Annotated in this window: 26 protein-coding genes and 1 tRNA gene; 13 read left to right on the top strand and 14 right to left on the bottom strand. The window is 57.6% G+C overall.

Going from position 1 to position 17565, the window contains the following annotated elements; genetic code table 11:
• Positions 1 to 26: 26 nt before the first annotated feature.
• Complete coding sequence (locus tag JFT58_RS24005) at positions 27 to 1055, top strand: nucleoside hydrolase (protein ID WP_054898319.1); 1029 nt, start codon at positions 27 to 29, stop codon at positions 1053 to 1055.
• A 29-nt stretch (positions 1056 to 1084) separates the two neighbouring features.
• On the opposite strand, the gene JFT58_RS24000 is transcribed toward JFT58_RS24005, so the two are convergent.
• Positions 1085 to 1291, bottom strand: coding sequence for a hypothetical protein (locus tag JFT58_RS24000; RefSeq protein ID WP_003192496.1), 207 nt, complete (start codon positions 1289 to 1291; stop codon positions 1085 to 1087).
• Positions 1292 to 1448: 157 nt separating this feature from the next.
• Between JFT58_RS24000 and JFT58_RS23995 the strand changes: the two genes are divergently transcribed.
• Both JFT58_RS23995 and JFT58_RS23990 read left to right on the top strand, forming a co-directional pair.
• On the top strand, positions 1449 to 1754 hold the full coding sequence (locus JFT58_RS23995) for a hypothetical protein (RefSeq protein ID WP_034128280.1): 306 nt from the start codon (positions 1449 to 1451) through the stop codon (positions 1752 to 1754).
• A gap of 144 nt (positions 1755 to 1898) precedes the next feature.
• The gene (locus JFT58_RS23990) at positions 1899 to 2219 is read left to right on the top strand and encodes an I78 family peptidase inhibitor (RefSeq protein ID WP_054898318.1); all 321 of its coding nucleotides are present in this window, start codon (positions 1899 to 1901) and stop codon (positions 2217 to 2219) included.
• A gap of 67 nt (positions 2220 to 2286) precedes the next feature.
• Here JFT58_RS23990 and JFT58_RS23985 read toward each other — a convergent pair whose 3' ends face one another.
• Positions 2287 to 2499: a cold-shock protein gene (locus tag JFT58_RS23985; protein WP_003234260.1), complete on the bottom strand. Its 213-nt coding sequence runs from the start codon at positions 2497 to 2499 to the stop codon at positions 2287 to 2289.
• A gap of 289 nt (positions 2500 to 2788) precedes the next feature.
• Positions 2789 to 3103 (bottom strand): hypothetical protein, encoded by a 315-nt coding sequence (locus tag JFT58_RS23980; protein ID WP_019820908.1) that lies wholly within the window; start codon positions 3101 to 3103, stop codon positions 2789 to 2791.
• Positions 3104 to 3467: 364 nt separating this feature from the next.
• On the opposite strand from JFT58_RS23980, the gene thrS reads away from it, so the two are divergent.
• From thrS to JFT58_RS23935, 9 genes are all read left to right on the top strand, one after another.
• Entirely contained in the window at positions 3468 to 5390 is a 1923-nt protein-coding gene (gene thrS / locus JFT58_RS23975) for a threonine--tRNA ligase (RefSeq protein WP_003192490.1), read from the top strand.
• Positions 5390 to 5941 carry a translation initiation factor IF-3 gene (gene infC / locus JFT58_RS23970; protein WP_015884933.1) on the top strand — a complete coding sequence of 184 codons (552 nt, stop codon included), beginning with the start codon at positions 5390 to 5392 and terminating at the stop codon, positions 5939 to 5941. The genes thrS and infC overlap by 1 nt, the downstream gene beginning before the upstream one ends.
• Before the next feature lie 59 nt (positions 5942 to 6000).
• Positions 6001 to 6195 carry a 50S ribosomal protein L35 gene (rpmI, locus tag JFT58_RS23965; RefSeq protein WP_002553160.1) on the top strand — a complete coding sequence of 65 codons (195 nt, stop codon included), beginning with the start codon at positions 6001 to 6003 and terminating at the stop codon, positions 6193 to 6195.
• 29 nt (positions 6196 to 6224) lie between these two features.
• Positions 6225 to 6581, top strand: coding sequence for a 50S ribosomal protein L20 (rplT, locus tag JFT58_RS23960; RefSeq protein WP_003192488.1), 357 nt, complete (start codon positions 6225 to 6227; stop codon positions 6579 to 6581).
• 109 nt (positions 6582 to 6690) lie between these two features.
• Positions 6691 to 7707 carry a phenylalanine--tRNA ligase subunit alpha gene (gene pheS, locus JFT58_RS23955; RefSeq protein WP_054898316.1) on the top strand — a complete coding sequence of 339 codons (1017 nt, stop codon included), beginning with the start codon at positions 6691 to 6693 and terminating at the stop codon, positions 7705 to 7707.
• A 26-nt stretch (positions 7708 to 7733) separates the two neighbouring features.
• Positions 7734 to 10112, top strand: coding sequence for a phenylalanine--tRNA ligase subunit beta (gene pheT, locus JFT58_RS23950; protein WP_054898315.1), 2379 nt, complete (start codon positions 7734 to 7736; stop codon positions 10110 to 10112).
• 3 nt (positions 10113 to 10115) lie between these two features.
• Positions 10116 to 10418 (top strand): integration host factor subunit alpha, encoded by a 303-nt coding sequence (gene ihfA / locus JFT58_RS23945; RefSeq protein ID WP_002553164.1) that lies wholly within the window; start codon positions 10116 to 10118, stop codon positions 10416 to 10418.
• Positions 10399 to 10755 carry a MerR family transcriptional regulator gene (locus JFT58_RS23940; protein WP_003174972.1) on the top strand — a complete coding sequence of 119 codons (357 nt, stop codon included), beginning with the start codon at positions 10399 to 10401 and terminating at the stop codon, positions 10753 to 10755. The genes ihfA and JFT58_RS23940 overlap by 20 nt, the downstream gene beginning before the upstream one ends.
• 90 nt (positions 10756 to 10845) lie before the next feature.
• Positions 10846 to 10922: transfer RNA gene (locus tag JFT58_RS23935), tRNA-Pro, on the top strand.
• A 79-nt stretch (positions 10923 to 11001) separates the two neighbouring features.
• On the opposite strand, the gene JFT58_RS23930 is transcribed toward JFT58_RS23935, so the two are convergent.
• Genes JFT58_RS23930 through JFT58_RS23925 form a run of 3 tightly spaced genes read right to left on the bottom strand, consistent with a single transcriptional unit; the run spans position 11002 to position 12658 of the window.
• A complete protein-coding gene (locus tag JFT58_RS23930; protein ID WP_232458785.1) occupies positions 11002 to 12165 on the bottom strand; it encodes a tyrosine-type recombinase/integrase in 1164 nt (387 codons plus the stop codon).
• Positions 12051 to 12437, bottom strand: coding sequence for a hypothetical protein (locus JFT58_RS30690; protein ID WP_232458773.1), 387 nt, complete (start codon positions 12435 to 12437; stop codon positions 12051 to 12053). Before JFT58_RS30690 ends, JFT58_RS23930 begins: the two co-directional genes overlap by 115 nt.
• 2 nt (positions 12438 to 12439) lie before the next feature.
• Positions 12440 to 12658: a hypothetical protein gene (locus tag JFT58_RS23925; RefSeq protein ID WP_198834674.1), complete on the bottom strand. Its 219-nt coding sequence runs from the start codon at positions 12656 to 12658 to the stop codon at positions 12440 to 12442.
• 174 nt (positions 12659 to 12832) lie between these two features.
• On the opposite strand from JFT58_RS23925, the gene JFT58_RS23920 reads away from it, so the two are divergent.
• On the top strand, positions 12833 to 13024 hold the full coding sequence (locus JFT58_RS23920) for a hypothetical protein (RefSeq protein ID WP_232458774.1): 192 nt from the start codon (positions 12833 to 12835) through the stop codon (positions 13022 to 13024).
• Between the two features lie 398 nt (positions 13025 to 13422).
• Here JFT58_RS23920 and JFT58_RS23915 read toward each other — a convergent pair whose 3' ends face one another.
• The 8 genes from JFT58_RS23915 to JFT58_RS23880 all read right to left on the bottom strand — a co-directional run bounded on the left by JFT58_RS23915 (position 13423) and on the right by JFT58_RS23880 (position 17404).
• Complete coding sequence (locus tag JFT58_RS23915; protein ID WP_198834673.1) at positions 13423 to 13779, bottom strand: hypothetical protein; 357 nt, start codon at positions 13777 to 13779, stop codon at positions 13423 to 13425.
• Positions 13776 to 14408: a hypothetical protein gene (locus JFT58_RS23910; protein ID WP_198834672.1), complete on the bottom strand. Its 633-nt coding sequence runs from the start codon at positions 14406 to 14408 to the stop codon at positions 13776 to 13778. Before JFT58_RS23910 ends, JFT58_RS23915 begins: the two co-directional genes overlap by 4 nt.
• A complete protein-coding gene (locus tag JFT58_RS23905; RefSeq protein WP_198834671.1) occupies positions 14405 to 14803 on the bottom strand; it encodes an HNH endonuclease in 399 nt (132 codons plus the stop codon). The genes JFT58_RS23910 and JFT58_RS23905 overlap by 4 nt, the downstream gene beginning before the upstream one ends.
• A 116-nt stretch (positions 14804 to 14919) precedes the next feature.
• Positions 14920 to 15345, bottom strand: coding sequence for a hypothetical protein (locus tag JFT58_RS23900; RefSeq protein ID WP_198834670.1), 426 nt, complete (start codon positions 15343 to 15345; stop codon positions 14920 to 14922).
• 43 nt (positions 15346 to 15388) lie between these two features.
• On the bottom strand, positions 15389 to 15664 hold the full coding sequence (locus JFT58_RS23895) for a hypothetical protein (protein WP_057975980.1): 276 nt from the start codon (positions 15662 to 15664) through the stop codon (positions 15389 to 15391).
• A gap of 205 nt (positions 15665 to 15869) precedes the next feature.
• Entirely contained in the window at positions 15870 to 16196 is a 327-nt protein-coding gene (locus JFT58_RS23890) for a hypothetical protein (protein ID WP_198834669.1), read from the bottom strand.
• Positions 16197 to 16268: 72 nt separating this feature from the next.
• Positions 16269 to 16790, bottom strand: a complete 522-nt coding sequence (locus JFT58_RS23885) for a hypothetical protein (protein ID WP_198834668.1) — start codon at positions 16788 to 16790, stop codon at positions 16269 to 16271.
• Positions 16787 to 17404 carry a lambda exonuclease family protein gene (locus JFT58_RS23880; protein ID WP_057975971.1) on the bottom strand — a complete coding sequence of 206 codons (618 nt, stop codon included), beginning with the start codon at positions 17402 to 17404 and terminating at the stop codon, positions 16787 to 16789. The genes JFT58_RS23885 and JFT58_RS23880 overlap by 4 nt, the downstream gene beginning before the upstream one ends.
• Between the last annotated feature and the right edge of the window lie 161 nt (positions 17405 to 17565).

Raw genomic sequence — 17565 nt, 5'->3', positions numbered from 1 at the left:
GTCCCCCCTATGACAAGGAGTGCTTTATGCAACGTGGTCTACCTACCCTGAAAAACCTGTTCCGGAGTGTTCTGCTTTTGTCCGCGCTCACTGCTGCAAGCGCCCAAGCGGCGGAAAAAATCGACCTGATCATCGATACCGACCCGGGTGCCGATGACGTGGTGGCCTTGCTGTTCGCCATGGCCTCGCCGGAGGAGTTGAGCATTCGTGCGCTGACCACCGTCGCCGGCAATGTGCGCCTGGACAAGACCTCCCGCAACGCGCGCCTGGCGCGCGAATGGGCAGGTCGCGAGGACATCCCGGTGTACGCAGGTGCGCCAGCGCCGTTGTTGCGCAAACCGATCTACGCCGAGAATATCCATGGCAAGGAAGGCATCTCGGGCGTCACGGTGCATGAACCGAAAACAGGCCTGGCCGAAGGCAATGCAGTCGACTACCTGATCAAGACCCTGAGCAGCGCCAAGCCGCACAGCATCACCATCGCCATGCTCGGCCCGCAGACCAACCTGGCACTGGCGCTGACTCAAGCGCCCGAAATCACCCAGGGCATCAAGGAAGTGGTCGTGATGGGCGGCGCCCACTTCAACGGCGGCAATATCACCCCAGTGGCCGAGTTCAACCTGTTCGCCGATCCGGTGGCGGCGGAGATCGTGCTCAAAAGCGGTGTGAAGTTGACCTACCTGCCGTTGGACGTGACCCATAAAGTCCTCACCAGCGACGCCCGCCTGAAGAAGATTGCGGACCTGAACAACAATGCGAGCAAGGTCGTCAGCAGTATTCTGAATGAGTACGTCAAAGGCGATATGGAGCACTACGGCATTCCGGGTGGCCCGGTCCATGACGCTACCGTGGTGGCGTACCTGCTCAAGCCTTCGCTGTTCAGCGGTCGTGAGGCCAATATGGTGGTCGACAGCCGCGAAGGCCCGACCTTCGGCCAGACCATTGTCGATTGGTATGACGGCCTCAAGCAGCCGAAGAATGTGTTCTGGGTTGAGAATGGCGACGCCCAGGGCTTCTTCGATCTGCTGACCGAGCGCCTGGCGCGTCTGAAGTAAGTTAGCGGGGCGGCGCTCGTCGCCCTGTTCTATTCGCGCTCTTGGGCGCCCATGTAGTCGGCCGGGTATTTCTCGAATATCTGGCCGATGAATGCTTGCGCCGCCTGGGTGCCCAGTTCCTTGACCAACAGGTCGATACCAATGATCGCCAGTTCTTCCGGGCTTCCGGGGCTGTAGGAACTTTGCCCTTGGGGCCACTTGGCTTTGATGTCGGCTTGAAGCGTTACGGTGGTCATGGAAATCTCACGGGCTAAAAATGCGGGGGCAATGCACTGGAACGCCGTTCCAGAGGGGCGCAGTTAAGCATTTTGTACGGCATTTGGCACTGCTACTTAGGCATGAAGCGGCGGCTGTGCGACACTGTTGGCCTGTTAAATGGCCGGGAAACACCGCGTGCAAATCGATTTGAGCAAGCCCGACAACCTGACGCTGGACGCCGTGCGCCAATTGCTTGGCAGCGCCAGTGACGACGAACATACCCAGTTGCGGGTAACCAAAGAAGGCATCGCCTACATTTCTTCCGGCGTAGTCGGTGGGGCTGATATCGCTGGCCTGGTGTTTCGCCTGGAGACCTGGGCCAAAGGTTCCGGCTATGTCGGCAACGTGGCGGCCAGCGATGAAGTCTGGGTCATGCAGATTTTCAACGCGCTGAAGCAGAATTGGCCTACTCCTTCGTCGGACTACATCGATATCTACTGAATACGTTCATATCTAGTCACGATTCACCAAGCGATTGCAGGCCGTGACTCAGGCAGACTTGCCCACAGGCGGTTAACGTCTTGAAACCAATCGCTTTGAATGCTGTCGCACGATCTCTGTCCACTTTTTATCATAGGAGGCTTCATGCCTTGGAAGCTCGCATCATTCGGTACTTTGTTGGCTGCGCTCGCGTTGGCGGGTTGCAGTACCCCGGGTGCCTCTGAGCCAGGCAAAGCTGCCACTGTGACCGATGCCGGTCATAGCCGCTGTGAGTCGAAGGCCGCAGAGTTCGCCATCGGCCAGAAAGCCTCGCCCCAGTTGCTGGAGCAAGCACGTACGCGTGCTGGCGCGCAGAATGCACGCATCCTCAAGCCCAACGACATGGTCACGCTGGAGTATCGCTCTGACCGCCTGAACCTGAACACCGACGACAATCTGGTGATCAACCGGGTTAACTGCGGCTGATACGGCTTTTGCATCGCCCATAAAAAACCCCGTCACATGGACGGGGTTTTTTTAGCTCAGCGGAGAATTACTCGCCGCGAACCTGTGCAGCTTGCATACCCTTTTGGCCTTTCTCAGCCACGAAGGAAACGGTTTGGCCTTCTTTCAGGCTTTTGAAACCGTCGCTTTCGATAGCTTTGAAGTGTACGAACAGGTCGTCACCGCCACCTTGAGGAGTGATGAAGCCGAAGCCTTTTTCATCGTTGAACCATTTAACGGTGCCGGTTTGGCGATTAGACATGGTGTATCTCCAAGAAACATATATTTTCAGTAGTGCTGTGCTGCTCAGGCCAACTGGGCACACAGGGCTATCATAGTCGAAATGTTCGGCTTGGGAGCCCCCCCAAGGCACTGTTTGCTAATCAATCGCTTTGCGTTTGATCCGTTGTTCGGCTGAAAGCCCCGATTTACGGGGCTTCGCGACGAAATATCAGCTGTTAAAAAAAGCCGTAAAACCTGCATAATTTGTGTGAAATGGCAGTTTTCAGGCTGTTTTTTCAGTGAAATGACCGTCGAATCGTCAGCCAATCTTACTTTTTCTTCACCACTTTGCAGGACGAAATAGCCGCGACTGCTTTGTTTTTAAGCTCCGGGCTGGCGTTCTGGTTGGTCATCAATTCCTTGATCTCGGCAGTGCTCAATTCGGCATTGATCTTGTCAGCGCCACATTCACAGTGGGCTTTGGCAGTTTTGACGTCCACGTTCTGGCTGGCTGCGGCACTGCAGTCGTTGACGAAGGCGTCACGGGCGCCAGCTGGCCAGTTGGAAGGGGCTGCAGCCTGCGCGCCGAGGGAAAGGAGGCTCAGGGTAGCGGCGACAGCGAGGGTAGAGGTAAAACGCATCATGGGATGCTCCTTTGGGTCGAGGACGAACGGCGATTCTCAGTGGCTTTGAGGCCCTGCGTACAGCTCAAGTTCACTTTTGCAACTGTAAAGCCATGAATTGCTCTTTACCCAGCGCTTGACCAACGCGATGACCGTTCATCTGTGCTAGCATCCTTGCCTGGCTATTTCCGGGCGCGCCATTTGCCGCCTTGCCAGGTTCTTTTTGTTCACTCCAGTCACTCTGGTTCGATTATCGGTTGGCCGAAAGGCTCCTGCCGCTGTAAGGCAGGCGTTCATTATTGAGCGGCCTGGTGTTGGATCTTGTACTGGCTCATCCCAACCCACGTGACCTTTGGTAGGGGTCACCACTAGGAGAGGAGGCGCCATGCCAACTATTACTCTTCCCGACGGCAGTCAGCGTTCATTCGATCATCCGGTTTCCGTAGCCGAGGTCGCCGCATCCATTGGTGCTGGCCTGGCCAAGGCCACCGTGGCCGGCAAGGTCGACGGCAAGCTGGTTGATGCCAGCGACCTGATCACCAGCGACGCCAGCCTGCAAATCATCACGCCCAAGGATCAAGAGGGGCTGGAGATCATTCGCCACTCTTGCGCGCACTTGATTGGCCATGCGGTCAAGCAACTGTATCCAACCGCCAAGATGGTGATCGGCCCGGTCATTGAAGAAGGCTTCTATTACGACATCGCCTATGAGCGTCCTTTTACGCCGGACGACCTGGCGGCCATCGAGCAGCGCATGCACGCGCTGATCGAAAAAGATTACGACGTCATCAAAAAAGTCACCCCGCGTGCCGAAGTGATCGACGTGTTTACTGCACGTGGCGAGGACTACAAGCTGCGTCTGGTAGAAGACATGCCGGACGAGCAGGCCATGGGGCTGTACTACCACGAAGAATACGTGGATATGTGCCGTGGCCCGCACGTGCCAAACACGCGCTTCCTCAAATCGTTCAAGCTGACCAAGCTGTCCGGTGCCTACTGGCGCGGTGACGCCAAGAACGAACAGCTGCAACGGATCTACGGCACGGCCTGGGCTGACAAGAAGCAATTGGCCGCCTATATCCAGCGCATCGAAGAAGCTGAAAAACGCGACCACCGCAAGATCGGCAAGCGCCTGAACCTGTTCCACCTTCAGGAAGAAGCGCCGGGCATGGTGTTCTGGCACCCGAATGGCTGGACTCTGTACCAGGTGCTTGAGCAGTACATGCGCAAGGTGCAGCGCGAAAACGGTTACCTGGAGATCAAGACTCCCCAGGTGGTTGATCGCAGCCTGTGGGAGAAATCCGGGCACTGGGCCAACTACGCCGACAACATGTTCACCACCCAGTCGGAAAACCGCGACTACGCCATCAAGCCGATGAACTGCCCGTGCCACGTGCAGGTATTCAATCAGGGCCTGAAGAGCTACCGCGAGTTGCCGATGCGCCTGGCCGAGTTCGGTGCCTGCCACCGTAACGAACCATCGGGTGCGCTGCACGGCATCATGCGGGTGCGTGGCTTCACCCAGGACGACGCCCACATCTTCTGCACCGAAGAGCAGATGCAGGCCGAGTCCGCAGCGTTCATCAAGCTGACCATGGACGTTTATCGCGATTTCGGCTTTACCGAAGTCGAGATGAAGCTGTCCACTCGTCCGGAAAAACGCGTCGGTTCCGACGAGCTATGGGATCGCGCCGAAGCGGCACTGGCCGCTGCGCTCGACAGTGCGGGCCTTGCGTACGATCTGCAGCCGGGTGAGGGCGCGTTCTACGGTCCGAAGATCGAGTTCTCGCTCAAAGATTGCCTTGGCCGTGTCTGGCAGTGTGGTACCCTGCAGCTCGATTTTAACCTGCCGATCCGTCTGGGAGCCGAATACGTCTCCGAAGACAACAGCCGTAAACACCCGGTTATGCTGCACCGGGCGATCCTCGGTTCGTTCGAACGGTTCGTCGGTATCCTGATCGAGCACTACGAGGGCGCGTTCCCTGCGTGGCTGGCTCCGACCCAGGCAGTGATCATGAATATCACTGATAAACAGGCAGATTTTGCCGCTGAAGTTGAAAAAACTCTCAACGAAAGCGGATTTCGTGCCAAGTCCGACTTGAGAAATGAAAAGATCGGCTTTAAAATCCGCGAGCATACTTTGCTCAAGGTTCCCTATCTTTTGGTTATCGGAGATCGGGAAGTCGAGATGCAGACTGTCGCTGTGCGTACTCGTGAAGGTGCTGACCTGGGCTCGATGCCCGTCGCCCAGTTCGCTGAGTTCCTCGCGCAAGCGGTTTCCCGGCGTGGTCGCCCAGATTCGGAGTAATTATTATTAAGCGTGAAATGAGACAAGATAAACGAGCTGCACCGAAAGCCCCGATCAACGAGAATATCTCGGCACGCGAGGTTCGGTTAATTGGCGCTGATGGCGAGCAGATTGGCATCGTCTCGATTGATGAAGCGCTTCGTATTGCAGAAGAGTCCAAGCTGGACCTGGTGGAAATCTCCGCCGATGCAATCCCACCTGTTTGTCGGGTGATGGACTACGGCAAATCTATCTTCGAAAAGAAGAAGCAGGTTGCCGCAGCGAAGAAGAACCAGAAGCAGATTCAAGTAAAAGAAATCAAGTTTCGTCCAGGGACGGAGGAAGGGGATTACCAGGTAAAACTGCGCAACCTGGTACGTTTCCTGAGTGATGGGGACAGGGCCAAGGTATCCTTGCGATTCCGCGGCCGTGAGATGGCCCACCAGGAGCTGGGGATGGAACTCCTCAAGCGGGTTGAAGCTGACCTGCTGGAGTACGGTTCGGTCGAACAGCATCCTAAGATGGAAGGACGCCAGCTTATTATGGTCATCGCCCCGAAAAAGAAGAAGTAATCAACAGGGCACGGCAGGCCTTCTGATTATGTTTATCAACTGAATGCGGAGTACCGAACATGCCAAAGATGAAAACTAAAAGTGGTGCTGCTAAGCGGTTTCTGAAAACTGCTAACGGCATCAAGCACAAGCACGCTTTCAAGAGCCACATCCTGACCAAAATGTCGACCAAGCGTAAGCGTCAACTGCGCGGTAGCAGCTTGCTGCATCCGTCTGACGTGGCAAAAGTCGAGCGCATGCTGCGCCTTCGTTAATTTTGGTTCAAGAATAGAGGAAGTAACTCATGGCTCGTGTAAAGCGTGGCGTCATGGCCCGTAAGCGTCACAAAAAAATTCTGAAACTTGCTAAAGGCTACTACGGCGCGCGTTCACGCGTATTCCGTGTTGCCAAGCAAGCGGTAATCAAGGCAGGCCAATACGCCTACCGTGACCGTCGTCAGAAAAAACGTCAGTTCCGCGCTCTGTGGATCGCTCGTATCAACGCCGGTGCACGTGTTAACGGTCTGTCCTACAGCCGTTTCATCGCTGGCCTGAAAAAAGCGTCCATCGAAATCGACCGTAAGGTTCTGGCTGAACTGGCCGTGAACGAAAAAGCGGTGTTTGCTGCGATTGTCGAGAAAGCTAAAGCCTCCTTGGCTTAAGTACCCCCGACAGTCACCCTGGGCTACTCCTGTGGCCCAAGGTGGTAAACGTCATAAATAGGGGAAGAGCCTTCAAGCTCTTCCCCTATTTTGTATCTGGAGTCTGTACATGGAAAACCTGGACGCGCTCGTCGCCCAAGCCCTTGAGGCTGTGCAAAGCGCTGAAGATGTAAATGCCCTGGAGCAAATCCGGGTTCACTACCTTGGCAAGAAAGGTGAATTGACTCAGGTGATGAAGACCCTGGGAAATCTGCCCGCTGAAGAGCGTCCGCAAGTCGGTGCGCTGATCAACGTCGCCAAGGAGCGTGTCACAGAGGTTCTCAATGCGCGCAAGGCGTCGCTCGAGAAGGCCGATCTTGCGGCCAAGCTCGCCGCCGAGTCCATTGACGTGACCTTGCCTGGTCGTGGCCAGGCGTCGGGCGGTCTGCATCCGATCACCCGGACTCTGGAACGTATCGAACAGTTCTTCACCCACATCGGCTACGGCATTGCCGAAGGCCCTGAGGTCGAAGACGACTACCACAACTTCGAGGCGCTCAACATCCCAGGCCATCACCCGGCCCGGTCGATGCACGACACCTTCTATTTCAACGCCAACATGCTGCTGCGCACCCATACCTCGCCGGTACAGGTCCGCACCATGGAAGCGAACAAGCCGCCGATCCGCATTGTCTGCCCAGGCCGTGTGTACCGTAGCGACTCGGATATCACCCATTCGCCGATGTTCCACCAGGTCGAAGGCCTGCTGGTTGATCGCGATATCAATTTCGCCGACCTCAAAGGCACCATCGAAGAGTTCCTGCGGGTGTTCTTCGAAAAAGAGTTGGCGGTACGTTTCCGTCCTTCGTTCTTCCCGTTCACCGAGCCATCCGCTGAAGTCGACATGGAATGCGTGATGTGCAGCGGTAAAGGCTGCCGTGTGTGCAAGCAGACCGGCTGGCTGGAAGTGATGGGCTGCGGCATGGTTCACCCCAACGTGCTGCGCATGTCCGGGATCGATCCAGAAGAGTTCTCGGGCTTTGCCTTCGGCATGGGCGTTGAGCGTCTGGCCATGCTGCGTTACGGCGTGAACGACTTGCGTCTGTTCTTCGACAACGACTTGCGGTTCCTCGCGCAATTTCGCTAGTCGTAACGAATCTTTAGGAGAGCAGGATGAAATTCAGTGAACAATGGCTGCGTGGCTGGGTAAGCCCGCAGGTAGATCGCGACGAGCTGGTTGCTCGCCTGTCGATGGCCGGTCTTGAGGTCGATAGCGTTACGCCGGCCGCCGGTGTTTTCAGTGGTGTGGTGGTGGGCGAGGTGTTGAGCACCGAGCAGCACCCTGATGCCGACAAATTGCGTGTGTGCCAGGTCAGCAACGGCTCGGAAACCTTTCAGGTCGTGTGCGGAGCGCCTAATGTGCGCCCGGGCCTGAAGATCCCGTTCGCTATGATCGGTGCCCAGTTGCCGGGCGACTTCAAGATCAAGAAGGCCAAGCTGCGTGGCGTTGAATCCAACGGCATGCTGTGCTCCCAGGCCGAACTGCAAGTGGGTGAGGGCAATGATGGCCTGATGGAGCTGCCGGCCGACGCGCCAGTGGGTCAGGACATCCGTGTTTACCTGGAACTGGAAGACGCCAGCATTGAGGTCGACCTGACCCCCAACCGTGGCGACTGCCTGTCCCTGGCTGGCCTGGCCCGTGAAGTGGGCGCGCTCTACAACGCACCTGTCACTCGTCCAGTGGTCGCTGCCGTACCGGCGGTACACGACGAAGTACGCTCGATTGAGGTACTGGCACCAAACGCCTGCCCGCGTTACCTGGGACGTGTGATCCGCAACGTGGACCTGTCCAAGCCAACCCCGCTGTGGATGGTCGAGCGCCTGCGTCGTGCCGATGTACGCAGCATCGACGCTGCCGTCGACATCACCAACTACGTGATGCTGGAACTCGGCCAGCCGTTGCACGCGTTTGATCTTGCCGAAATCAATGGCGGCATCCGCGTGCGTATGGCCGAGGAAGGCGAGAAACTGGTGCTGCTCGATGGCCAGGAAGTCAGCCTGCGTGCCGACACTCTGGTCATCGCCGACCACACACGTGCCCTGGCAATTGCCGGCGTGATGGGTGGCGAGCACAGCGGTGTATCCGCGACCACCCGTGACGTATTCCTTGAAAGCGCGTTCTTCGACCAGATCGCGATCGCTGGCAAGGCTCGTTCCTACGGCCTGCACACCGATGCGTCGCACCGCTACGAGCGTGGCGTGGACTGGAAACTCGCCCGTGAAGCCATGGAGCGCGCTACCGGCCTGCTGCTGGAAATCACCGGTGGTGAAGCCGGCCCGATTACCGAAACTGTCAACGAACAGTACCTGCCGTCGATTGCACCGATTACCTTGCGTGCCAAAAGCGTTGAGCAAATGCTCGGCCTGGTCATCGAGCCGGCTGAAATCGAGCAACTGCTGTCTGCGCTCGGCCTGGGTATTTCTGCGGGTGGGGAAGGGCAGTGGCAGGTTGCAGTACCTAGCCATCGCTTCGACATCAGCCTGGAAGTCGACCTGATCGAAGAGCTGGCGCGCCTGTACGGCTACAACCGCCTGCCGGTTCGCTATCCGCAAGCACGCCTGGCACCGCAACCCAAGGCCGAAGCGCGTGCGCACCTGCCTGAACTGCGCCGCCTGCTGGTTGCCCGTGGTTATCAGGAAGCCGTGACCTATAGCTTCATTGATCCAAAGCAGTTCGAGTTGTTCAACCCTGGTGTTGAACCGCTGTTGTTGGCCAACCCGATCTCCAACGACATGGCCGCCATGCGTTCGTCGCTGTGGCCGGGCCTGGTGAAGGCTCTTTCTCACAACCTGAACCGCCAGCAAGACCGCGTGCGTCTGTTCGAAAGCGGCTTGCGTTTCGTCGGCCAGCTTGATGGCTTGAAGCAAGAGCCGATGCTGGCGGGCGTCGTCTGCGGCAGCCGTCTGCCGGAAGGCTGGGCGCAAGGCCGTGAGGTCGTGGACTTCTTCGACGTCAAGGCAGACGTGGAAGCGGTGCTCGGCTTTGCCGGTGCGTTGGACGCCTTTACGTTCGTGCCGGGTAGCCACCCAGCGTTGCATCCAGGCCAGACTGCACGTATAGAGCGTGAAGGTCGCCTGGTAGGCTTTGTGGGCGCCATTCACCCAGAACTGTCGAAAACCTTGGGGCTGGACCGTCCAGTCTTCGTGTTTGAGCTAGTCTTGGCTGAAGTTGCGTCGGGCAAGATGCCTAAATTCAGCGAGTTGTCGCGCTTCCCTGAAGTGCGTCGCGACCTGGCCCTGATTGCCGACCGTGAAGTCGCTGCCACTGCAGTTCTGGATGTAATCCGTGAAAATGCAGGGGAATGGCTGACAGACCTCAGGCTATTTGACGTCTATCAGGGTAAAGGCATTGATCCGCATAGAAAAAGCCTTGCAGTTGGCTTGACCTGGCAGCATCCATCGCGCACTCTTAATGACGATGAGGTGAATACCACGACGCAAAATATCCTCACCTCGCTCGAACAAAGGTTGAACGCCACGTTAAGGAAGTGACGTATGGGGGCTTTGACGAAAGCTGAGATGGCGGAACGTCTGTACGAAGAGTTGGGTCTGAACAAGCGCGAGGCCAAGGAATTGGTTGAGCTGTTTTTTGAAGAGATCAGACACGCTCTGGAAGACAACGAACAGGTCAAATTGTCCGGTTTCGGCAATTTTGACCTGCGAGACAAACGCCAGCGGCCTGGCCGCAATCCAAAAACGGGAGAAGAAATCCCGATCACGGCTCGCCGTGTGGTCACCTTTCGTCCAGGGCAGAAGTTGAAGGCCCGAGTTGAGGCTTATGCTGGAACCAAGTCATAACGACGAGCTACCCGTCATCCCAGGCAAGCGCTACTTCACCATCGGTGAAGTCAGCGAGCTGTGTGCGGTAAAACCACACGTGCTGCGCTATTGGGAGCAGGAGTTTCCTCAACTCAACCCCGTCAAACGCACCGGGAACCGTCGGTATTATCAGCGCCAGGACGTGCTGATGATCCGACAGATCCGCGCGTTGCTGTACGACCAGGGGTTCACCATCAGCGGCGCACGCCAGCGTATGTCCGGTGATGAAGCCAAAGACGACACCACCCAATACAAGCAACTGATCCGCCAGATGATCTCCGAATTGGAAGATGTACTGGTGGTGCTGAAAAAATGATTCAAGCTTTAAAAATACTTCCACATTTCAAAAGCTTGCGGTATATTCCGGTTCGCTTCGTTAAGAAGCGAACCCAGTAACACGCCTAGTCGGGGCGTAGCGCAGTCCGGTAGCGCACTAGCATGGGGTGCTAGGGGTCGAGTGTTCGAATCACTCCGTCCCGACCATATTATTCAATGACTTAGGCCAATGTTCACAGCATTGGCCTTTTTCATGTGCGTGACATTTGCGTGACTTCTCGTTTTTTCAAGCCTGCTTCCTCTTCAAGATTGTCAGTATCGGTCCGCGAGAATCGGTTGCTGATACCATGTTCGCAGCTTCAATCAGATGCCCGAGCTCAGCGCCCGAGTAGTGACTGGTGATACTGCCGTTCTTGTGCCCCAAAAGGGCCTTACGGTCTTCCTCGGTTACGCCTGCGGCGCGCAGCCGACGGCCAAACGTGTGTTTAAGGTCATGGATCCTGATGGATGCATACCCAGGGTGAGCGGGGCGAAGGTTTTCCTCCTGCCAGAGTTTCGCCGCTCTCACCCGCGCCTTCTTCCAGGCCGAGTCGTTCATGCGGTGCATCGCGGTGCCGTTGTAAGGGAAGACCCATTCCTTGCTGATACCGCGCTGCTTCTCGATGATCGACCTGGCCACGCTGTTCAGCACCACCAGCCTCTCGTCACCGTTCTTCACGCCAGAGCGCTCATGCCTGCCACCAAAGTCGGCCGGTATCAGAAAAACGCTGGTGCCCAGTTCCGGTACCGCAATCTCCCAATCCCATCTCAGCTTGCAGACCTCCTGTTCCCGCGTGCCGGTGTTCACCTTGAACAGCGCCATCGTTTGCAGGTGAGCCGGCAACTCGCCAAAAAGAATCGACTGCTCCGGCCATGACATCGGGTACGGCTTGCGGCTCGACTTCTTCTCTTCCAGTTTCGTGAGCATCGGCACGCTATCCAGCCACGGCCTGCGCTCATCGTCTCGCCACTTCCTGGCACACAACGACAAAACCCGAACCACACGCTCGATCGAGATATTCACCGTTCTGTTGCTGACACCTTTCTTTACCTTCCCACCTTCAAGCTTTTTGGTCGCCAACCTGTCCTCGATGAAAGGCACCAGAGCCTGGTCATCGATGTGGGTCAGCGGCATGTCGCCAATGAATGGGTCGAGCTGAGAAAGGTGATGGGCCGAAAGCTTGATTGAAGGCTGATCCTTGAATTCCAGCAGGAAGCGAGTCGCCGCCTCCCGCCAGGTCCTGACCTTCTTCACGCCGTACACCTTCTGCTGCCGGATCTGCTCCAGCCTGAAGATCAGGTAGCGCTCCGCTTCTTCCCGGTCACCAGTTCCAGTGCTTTCGTAAAGTCGTTCTCCGTTGATTTTCTTGTCGATATGCCAGATGCCTTTCCTTTGGGAGAGGCCTGTGATCGATTTTCGCGCCATGATTTATCTCCTTTCTGGCGCTCGCTGCGGGGCGATTGTTGCTCCGTTGCGCCTTTTTTATCAATCGCCTTTGCCTCGACGTACGCCGTGGCCCAGTCGTCCAGCTCCTGTCGATCAAAGCCAACGCCGCGCCCGCCGATGGGGAACTCGCTGACGAAGGGCCTGACGGTCTCGTCGAAAATTGCCCGGCACATGCCCAGGTACCCAGGCGCTTCCTTTGCTCGGATGAATCGCGGTATCAGTTGTTGCGCGCCCATACCTACCTCCCGCCCACCGTGGGCCGCGCTGTCTTGATGACGTGGATTGACAGGCCGAAGCTGACAAGCAGCCAGGCGCAGGTGCCGGCGAATGCGTATAGCAGCGCCTCGGTGGTGCCGGTGTCCAGCAGGTCGAGCCAGATCCAGCCGTACCAGCCGATGGTTCCTACCAGGTACAGCAAAGCGCCCAGCAGTATCAGGGTGAGTTTCATAGCGAACATCGGGTGTCCTTGCCGCGCTCGGCGGCATATAGGGGAATGGAGTAATGGCGTTTTGCCGATATTTAAAGTGCGCGGAATGTTGTGTACAAAAGGGTTCAACCAAGTTCGTGACGAGGCATGGACGTGTCACATAACTTCGATTCTCCGATAGCGCACGCTTACCGGGGCCACGTGATGTTTCTCAAGTTCGATTGGCGCCGCCCGAACGACGAGAGCCCTGTTGCCGCAAAGATCATTGAACCAGCGCCCATCAATGGTTTGGGTGAGGTTGCAGCAGAGTTGGAAGGCCCCTGGCCTGACTATCCGGCAGCGCTTGATGACGCGATGGCGGCAGCTGAACGATGGATCGATAGTCAGCTTCCGTGATCCCGCTCACCGGCAGGCATGTAGGGGGATTGGGGTTAGGAGTTTTTGCGTTCTGTAGGGGAGGGCGGAAAGCTGAAGTAATGCCGGCTCTTGCCGGTGTAGCCACATTCGCTGCAGCCCGCGGATGGGCCACAGCTGCAGCCGCCTTCGCACCCGCAGCTGCACCCAGAGCAATCCAGGGTGCACCAGCTTTCCTGCTCAACCTCTCCTTTCTGAGTGATCAGGTAGTTGATGCGCCGATCCAGGCGAAAGCCGGTGATTTTCTCGGCGTCCTCATAGGTGGCTGGTACAGAGCGGAATCCGAACCTAGCCGCGGGGTCGTCGATGAAGCGGCTCACCTTTCTCATGACCTGTCCACCTCGTAGATGAAGACGCAGGCGAACCAGAGGGGGGGGCGATCATGGCGTCACCTCGGTTTTCAGGTTCAGTTCCATGGCGAGGTCGGCAGCCAGGCCAATCGGCCACCAGTAGCGCGGCCGCTGATATTCTGGGTAACCGCTCTCGCGAATCACCAAGCCTTTGCGCTCAAGCGCCTTGAAGATGCTGAGCACGGCCCCGGCCTTGACCTTAAGGCGGTATGCAACCTGGTAGCTCAGTCCACCCATGCCGAAGACGCACGTTTGATCTCCGCGCACGAGCTTCGCACAATCGCTCTGATGCAGATGAGGTGTTGAGTCGCGATAGAGGAAGGCATTCTTCCGCCCGATCTTGCGCAGCTCATCGAGGACGAGTTGCTGTTTCTCTGTGAGCTTCATGGCGTCACCCGCTTGAAATCAACCACCCAGACCCACGGATTGGCGTTCCAGTCGCCGCCAGTGGACTCCCACAACTCCCGCCATGCGGCCGGGTACCAGTCTCGGTAATTCGGTGATACGTCATCGCTTGCGAGTTCCGGCGGACACTGCAGGCCTTCCGCCCGGATATCGGCGCGGCTGATGTCCTGCAACCGCTCGACGCGCACGTCGGTAACCTCCAGCAGGATGCGGCAGGCGGCGCGTGGCATATGAATGCTGGGCTTGTACTTCAAGCCGAAGTCTTTCCTTGCCTCGTCGCTGTGCGATCCGGGGCGGCAGTCTGCAGCGTAGGCGTAGCGCTGAAGCGGGCCGTTCGGGTCTGGTCGATGCTCGACGCCGGTGCCGCGCAGATCGATGAATGTCTCTCGCACCCACAGCCGGTCGCCGGGCCGTCCGTAGGGACACTCAGGGTTAGGCTTCGTCACGTCAGCGTTGCGAATGAAGGGCTGGCCACGGCCATAGCTGCCGATGTCGGCTCTCGAGCTGGGCTGAGCCTTTACCGCCCGGCGCGTGACCGTCTTCCGGCCTTCCAGGATGGCGCGCACCATAGGCGCCGAGAAAAGGATGGGGCGTTCTTTGATTTCGCTCACGGGATCACCTTTTCGAAGTAGAAAACCACCGGCGCGCCAGTCTCGGCAATCAGGCCATATGCCTTGGCCAGTCGGTAGATTGGGGTGTAGTTGTTCAGCGACTCGACGTGTCTTGCGATCCAGCTGCGCCAGCCTTCCAGGGTTTGGCCGCCCTTGCTGATGTTGCAGGGTGCGCAGGCCGGCATCATGTTCTCCAGCACGTCATGCTCGGGTCGCAGTGGCTTGCCCGATACCAGCTTCCAGGTGCCGGCGGCGGTCTGCTTGGACAGCAGTTCACGCACCACTGGGGCTAGATGGTCGGCGTGCCACCGGTCACCCAGCAGCACGCCGCAATAGGCGCAGTGCCCGCCGTACTTCAAGCGCACTTGCTCTCGCTCAGCTTTCTTCAGGCGCATAGGTATCCTTGCCGCTATAGCGGCTGACTTTGAAGGGGGAGGGGTTACAGAGGTTTCAGCAAATAAGTTGTGCCAGTGCCAGCAGGCACCAGCAGTAGGCGGGGAGTTGGGTTGTGTTAGCCTTCCTCGCTGCAGCAGTCGGGACAGTCCATCACATAGCCTTCCGCCAGGTTGCTCGGTACGGTCTTCTTGTCCAAGCACCGTAGGCAATTCGGCTCATTGCGACCCTCTGCTGGTTTGAGTGCGGCTTCAGTAACCTGAGCAATATTGGCCATGTCGGTTTTCAGCCGCCAAAGACTTTGGCTGATGTGCGACTTTGATGCCTTAGCGTTAATCGTTTGTAACAACCCCTCCAGCACATCCGCCCGCTCATCCGCTGCGGTCAGCAGGGCTTGCAGGGCCTGCTCTCTGGCCAACGAGTTGTTCAGCTGCAATTGAAGGTCAGCCACCTGCTCGGCTGTCATGCTTCCACAGAGCTTCAGGTAGGCCTGGTGCTCTCTTTCGTATCGCTGCGGCAGGGTTTCGTCGTGATGAGTAGGCATGGGGATTCCTTCCGGGCCATGCCCGGGCGGTGGAGTGGGGGAGTTATCGCGAAAGCTCTTTGGCGCGCTTCTTCGACCAAGCCAGCACATCCAGCACAACGCTTTTGCTGAACATGCTTCGCTGGCGGTAGTAGTCCACGGCATCACGCGAAACTGAGAAGCACACGCCAGCCTTGAAGCCCTGCTTGCGTAGCTCGTCGTGTACGTTCTTTTCTATGAACTCATGAGGGGTCATAGGGCCACCCATTCGTTCTTGGCGTTGTAGTGTCCGCGCCATTCGCCGAGCGAGAACACCATGGTTCCCGGCGTAGTCAGCCATGCCGACTCAATTGGCCCGCCTTTCAGTCGAAAGCTCGACTTGAAGGCCCGCAGGACGCGCTTACGGATGCGCCTGCGCGACAGATCGTTACGCTTGATGCGTTGGGGGGGGGGTAGACATATCGCACCTCCAGGCACGCGCCTGCCGCGCAGGCTGGCGTGATTCGTTGATATGGGGTATTACGGGTGACCGGCATGGAGCCGGATTAGGCGGGTTCGATGATCTCGTCGCCCGGGTCTTTCTGGATGGCCATCAGGCTTTTATTGCGAAATTCCCGCGCCACGTTTTGCGATATCTCAATCTCGTGGCGCGGTGGTTTTAGCAGCGGCTGGCACTTCGCGGAGCCCATCGCGTGCAGGTGATGAATCATCAGCGTCATCGCCTCGCCTTGCTCAGTAATGCCTGACCACTCCATCAGGTCGTCCAGCGCCTGGCGGGTGCCGGGGCGAACCCTGAGCCTCAATTCCTCTTCGGCAAGTGCCACGCGCTTCCTGGCAGTTTTTGCCGAGCGTTCCTGCACAGTCTTGGCCATGGCCTACCTCTTCTATTCCGCTGGCCGGCAGTGCGAGCCAGGTTTGACGTTTGCGTTGCTGAACTCGTTTATTCATCGGAACGCAGGCTTCAGCTTGGGATAGTCGATTTCATAGTCCTTGATCAGCCGGTAGAGCAGGGTTGAGCTGATCTTGAGGTTGATGCAGCACTGTTGACGACTGACGCCCGCGGCGATGCACTCACCGATTCGAATGACCAGGAATGCATCCCTGATTGAATCCACTTTGTTCGGCGGGCTTGGCTGCTTCGGCCTGATCGGAAACGTGATCCCGTACCGACCTGCTATGCCCTTAAGCACACCAAGGGTGATCCCCTCCTTGTCGCAGATGTCGCGGCGGCTGGTGGTAGGGGCCATTTCGCGGATCCTTGCCACCTGCAACTCAACCTCACTCTTTACCGCTGGCCGGTAGAAGGTAGGAGGCTGTTTTAGGCTGGAGAGAACTTCAGGCCGAGGCTTAGACGTGCCTGAATCATCGATCTTGCCGCCCGCTGCCAGGAACACTGCAGTCCTGGCAGCGATATCTTCGGATGCCGGCCGAAGGCGTTCTACTTCGTTCTGTAGGATGCTGATCATGCTGCTATCCCCAATACTTGGTTCATGCGGTCTTCGAGGATCTCGTAGAATGTCTTAACCCGCTCGGACAGCTTGCGGATCATCGCCTCGTCGCGGTAAGCGCGCTTGATGAACAGCGGCATACCTGGCCAGTAGCAAACGAAATCAATCCACTCGCGCTCCGATACCCAAAGGCCGCCCTGGCACTGGGCGACGTGTTCCTTGGGGATCTCGCCGGAGAGGATCACCTCAACCTGGAACTTCGGGAGTTTGGTTTTGATTTCGGTAAGGCCCTTAGGTCCCACCAGCGAGTCAGGCGAGTATCCGGCGCCGTGGTTAAGGATGATCGCCACCTGGTTGGTTTCGACTTCCTCTCGCTGCTCGTAGAGCTTGCGGGCGACACCTTCCAGTTCGTGGCCGCGCTCGGTGTGGCGGTTGCCCATGAACGGGTCGGCAGCTTCGCCGGTGATGCGCTCGCCGATCAGGGTGTTCATGTAGGTGAAGGCGCCGACACCGAAACCGGCCTCGCCCTTGCCGTTAGTAAGCAAGCACTCTAGTTCCGAGCAAGTGACGATACCCAAGCGCAGAGCCAGCCATTCCGGCGAACCCTGCTCAACTTCAGTGATTATTTGCATGGCTTACTCCTGCGGCCGACTGGCGGACTTGCTGATTCGAGCAGAGACGGCATCGAATTCGGATTTGAAGACGTTGGCGGCACAGCCGTACTTGGCTTTGAAGTTCTCCTGAAGTACTGGGCTGCACTTCTGCAACAGTGCGTCGAGCTGGGCGGCCTGGC

The organism is Pseudomonas sp. MF6767 (assembly GCF_016405475.1).
In the GTDB taxonomy this organism is placed as follows: domain Bacteria; phylum Pseudomonadota; class Gammaproteobacteria; order Pseudomonadales; family Pseudomonadaceae; genus Aquipseudomonas; species Aquipseudomonas paracarnis.
Note: the sequence above shows the minus strand (reverse complement) of the source record. Positions and strands in the feature narration are given on the sequence as shown.

Bases quoted from the DNA above. Each gene is read 5' to 3' on its own strand.
- JFT58_RS24005 (WP_054898319.1), top strand. From the start codon at position 27: ATGCAACGTGGTCTACCTACCCTGAAAAACCTGTTCCGGAGTGTTCTG.
- JFT58_RS24000 (WP_003192496.1), bottom strand. From the start codon at position 1,291: ATGACCACCGTAACGCTTCAAGCCGACATCAAAGCCAAGTGGCCCCAA.
- JFT58_RS23990 (WP_054898318.1), top strand. From the start codon at position 1,899: ATGCCTTGGAAGCTCGCATCATTCGGTACTTTGTTGGCTGCGCTCGCG.
- JFT58_RS23985 (WP_003234260.1), bottom strand. From the start codon at position 2,499: ATGTCTAATCGCCAAACCGGCACCGTTAAATGGTTCAACGATGAAAAA.
- JFT58_RS23980 (WP_019820908.1), bottom strand. From the start codon at position 3,103: ATGATGCGTTTTACCTCTACCCTCGCTGTCGCCGCTACCCTGAGCCTC.
- thrS (WP_003192490.1), top strand. From the start codon at position 3,468: ATGCCAACTATTACTCTTCCCGACGGCAGTCAGCGTTCATTCGATCAT.
- rpmI (WP_002553160.1), top strand. From the start codon at position 6,001: ATGCCAAAGATGAAAACTAAAAGTGGTGCTGCTAAGCGGTTTCTGAAA.
- rplT (WP_003192488.1), top strand. From the start codon at position 6,225: ATGGCTCGTGTAAAGCGTGGCGTCATGGCCCGTAAGCGTCACAAAAAA.
- pheS (WP_054898316.1), top strand. From the start codon at position 6,691: ATGGAAAACCTGGACGCGCTCGTCGCCCAAGCCCTTGAGGCTGTGCAA.
- pheT (WP_054898315.1), top strand. From the start codon at position 7,734: ATGAAATTCAGTGAACAATGGCTGCGTGGCTGGGTAAGCCCGCAGGTA.
- ihfA (WP_002553164.1), top strand. From the start codon at position 10,116: ATGGGGGCTTTGACGAAAGCTGAGATGGCGGAACGTCTGTACGAAGAG.
- JFT58_RS23940 (WP_003174972.1), top strand. From the start codon at position 10,399: ATGCTGGAACCAAGTCATAACGACGAGCTACCCGTCATCCCAGGCAAG.
- JFT58_RS30690 (WP_232458773.1), bottom strand. From the start codon at position 12,437: ATGGGCGCGCAACAACTGATACCGCGATTCATCCGAGCAAAGGAAGCG.
- JFT58_RS23925 (WP_198834674.1), bottom strand. From the start codon at position 12,658: ATGTTCGCTATGAAACTCACCCTGATACTGCTGGGCGCTTTGCTGTAC.
- JFT58_RS23920 (WP_232458774.1), top strand. From the start codon at position 12,833: ATGTTTCTCAAGTTCGATTGGCGCCGCCCGAACGACGAGAGCCCTGTT.
- JFT58_RS23915 (WP_198834673.1), bottom strand. From the start codon at position 13,779: ATGAAGCTCACAGAGAAACAGCAACTCGTCCTCGATGAGCTGCGCAAG.
- JFT58_RS23905 (WP_198834671.1), bottom strand. From the start codon at position 14,803: ATGCGCCTGAAGAAAGCTGAGCGAGAGCAAGTGCGCTTGAAGTACGGC.
- JFT58_RS23900 (WP_198834670.1), bottom strand. From the start codon at position 15,345: ATGCCTACTCATCACGACGAAACCCTGCCGCAGCGATACGAAAGAGAG.
- JFT58_RS23895 (WP_057975980.1), bottom strand. From the start codon at position 15,664: ATGGCTGACTACGCCGGGAACCATGGTGTTCTCGCTCGGCGAATGGCG.
- JFT58_RS23890 (WP_198834669.1), bottom strand. From the start codon at position 16,196: ATGGCCAAGACTGTGCAGGAACGCTCGGCAAAAACTGCCAGGAAGCGC.
- JFT58_RS23885 (WP_198834668.1), bottom strand. From the start codon at position 16,790: ATGATCAGCATCCTACAGAACGAAGTAGAACGCCTTCGGCCGGCATCC.
- JFT58_RS23880 (WP_057975971.1), bottom strand. From the start codon at position 17,404: ATGCAAATAATCACTGAAGTTGAGCAGGGTTCGCCGGAATGGCTGGCT.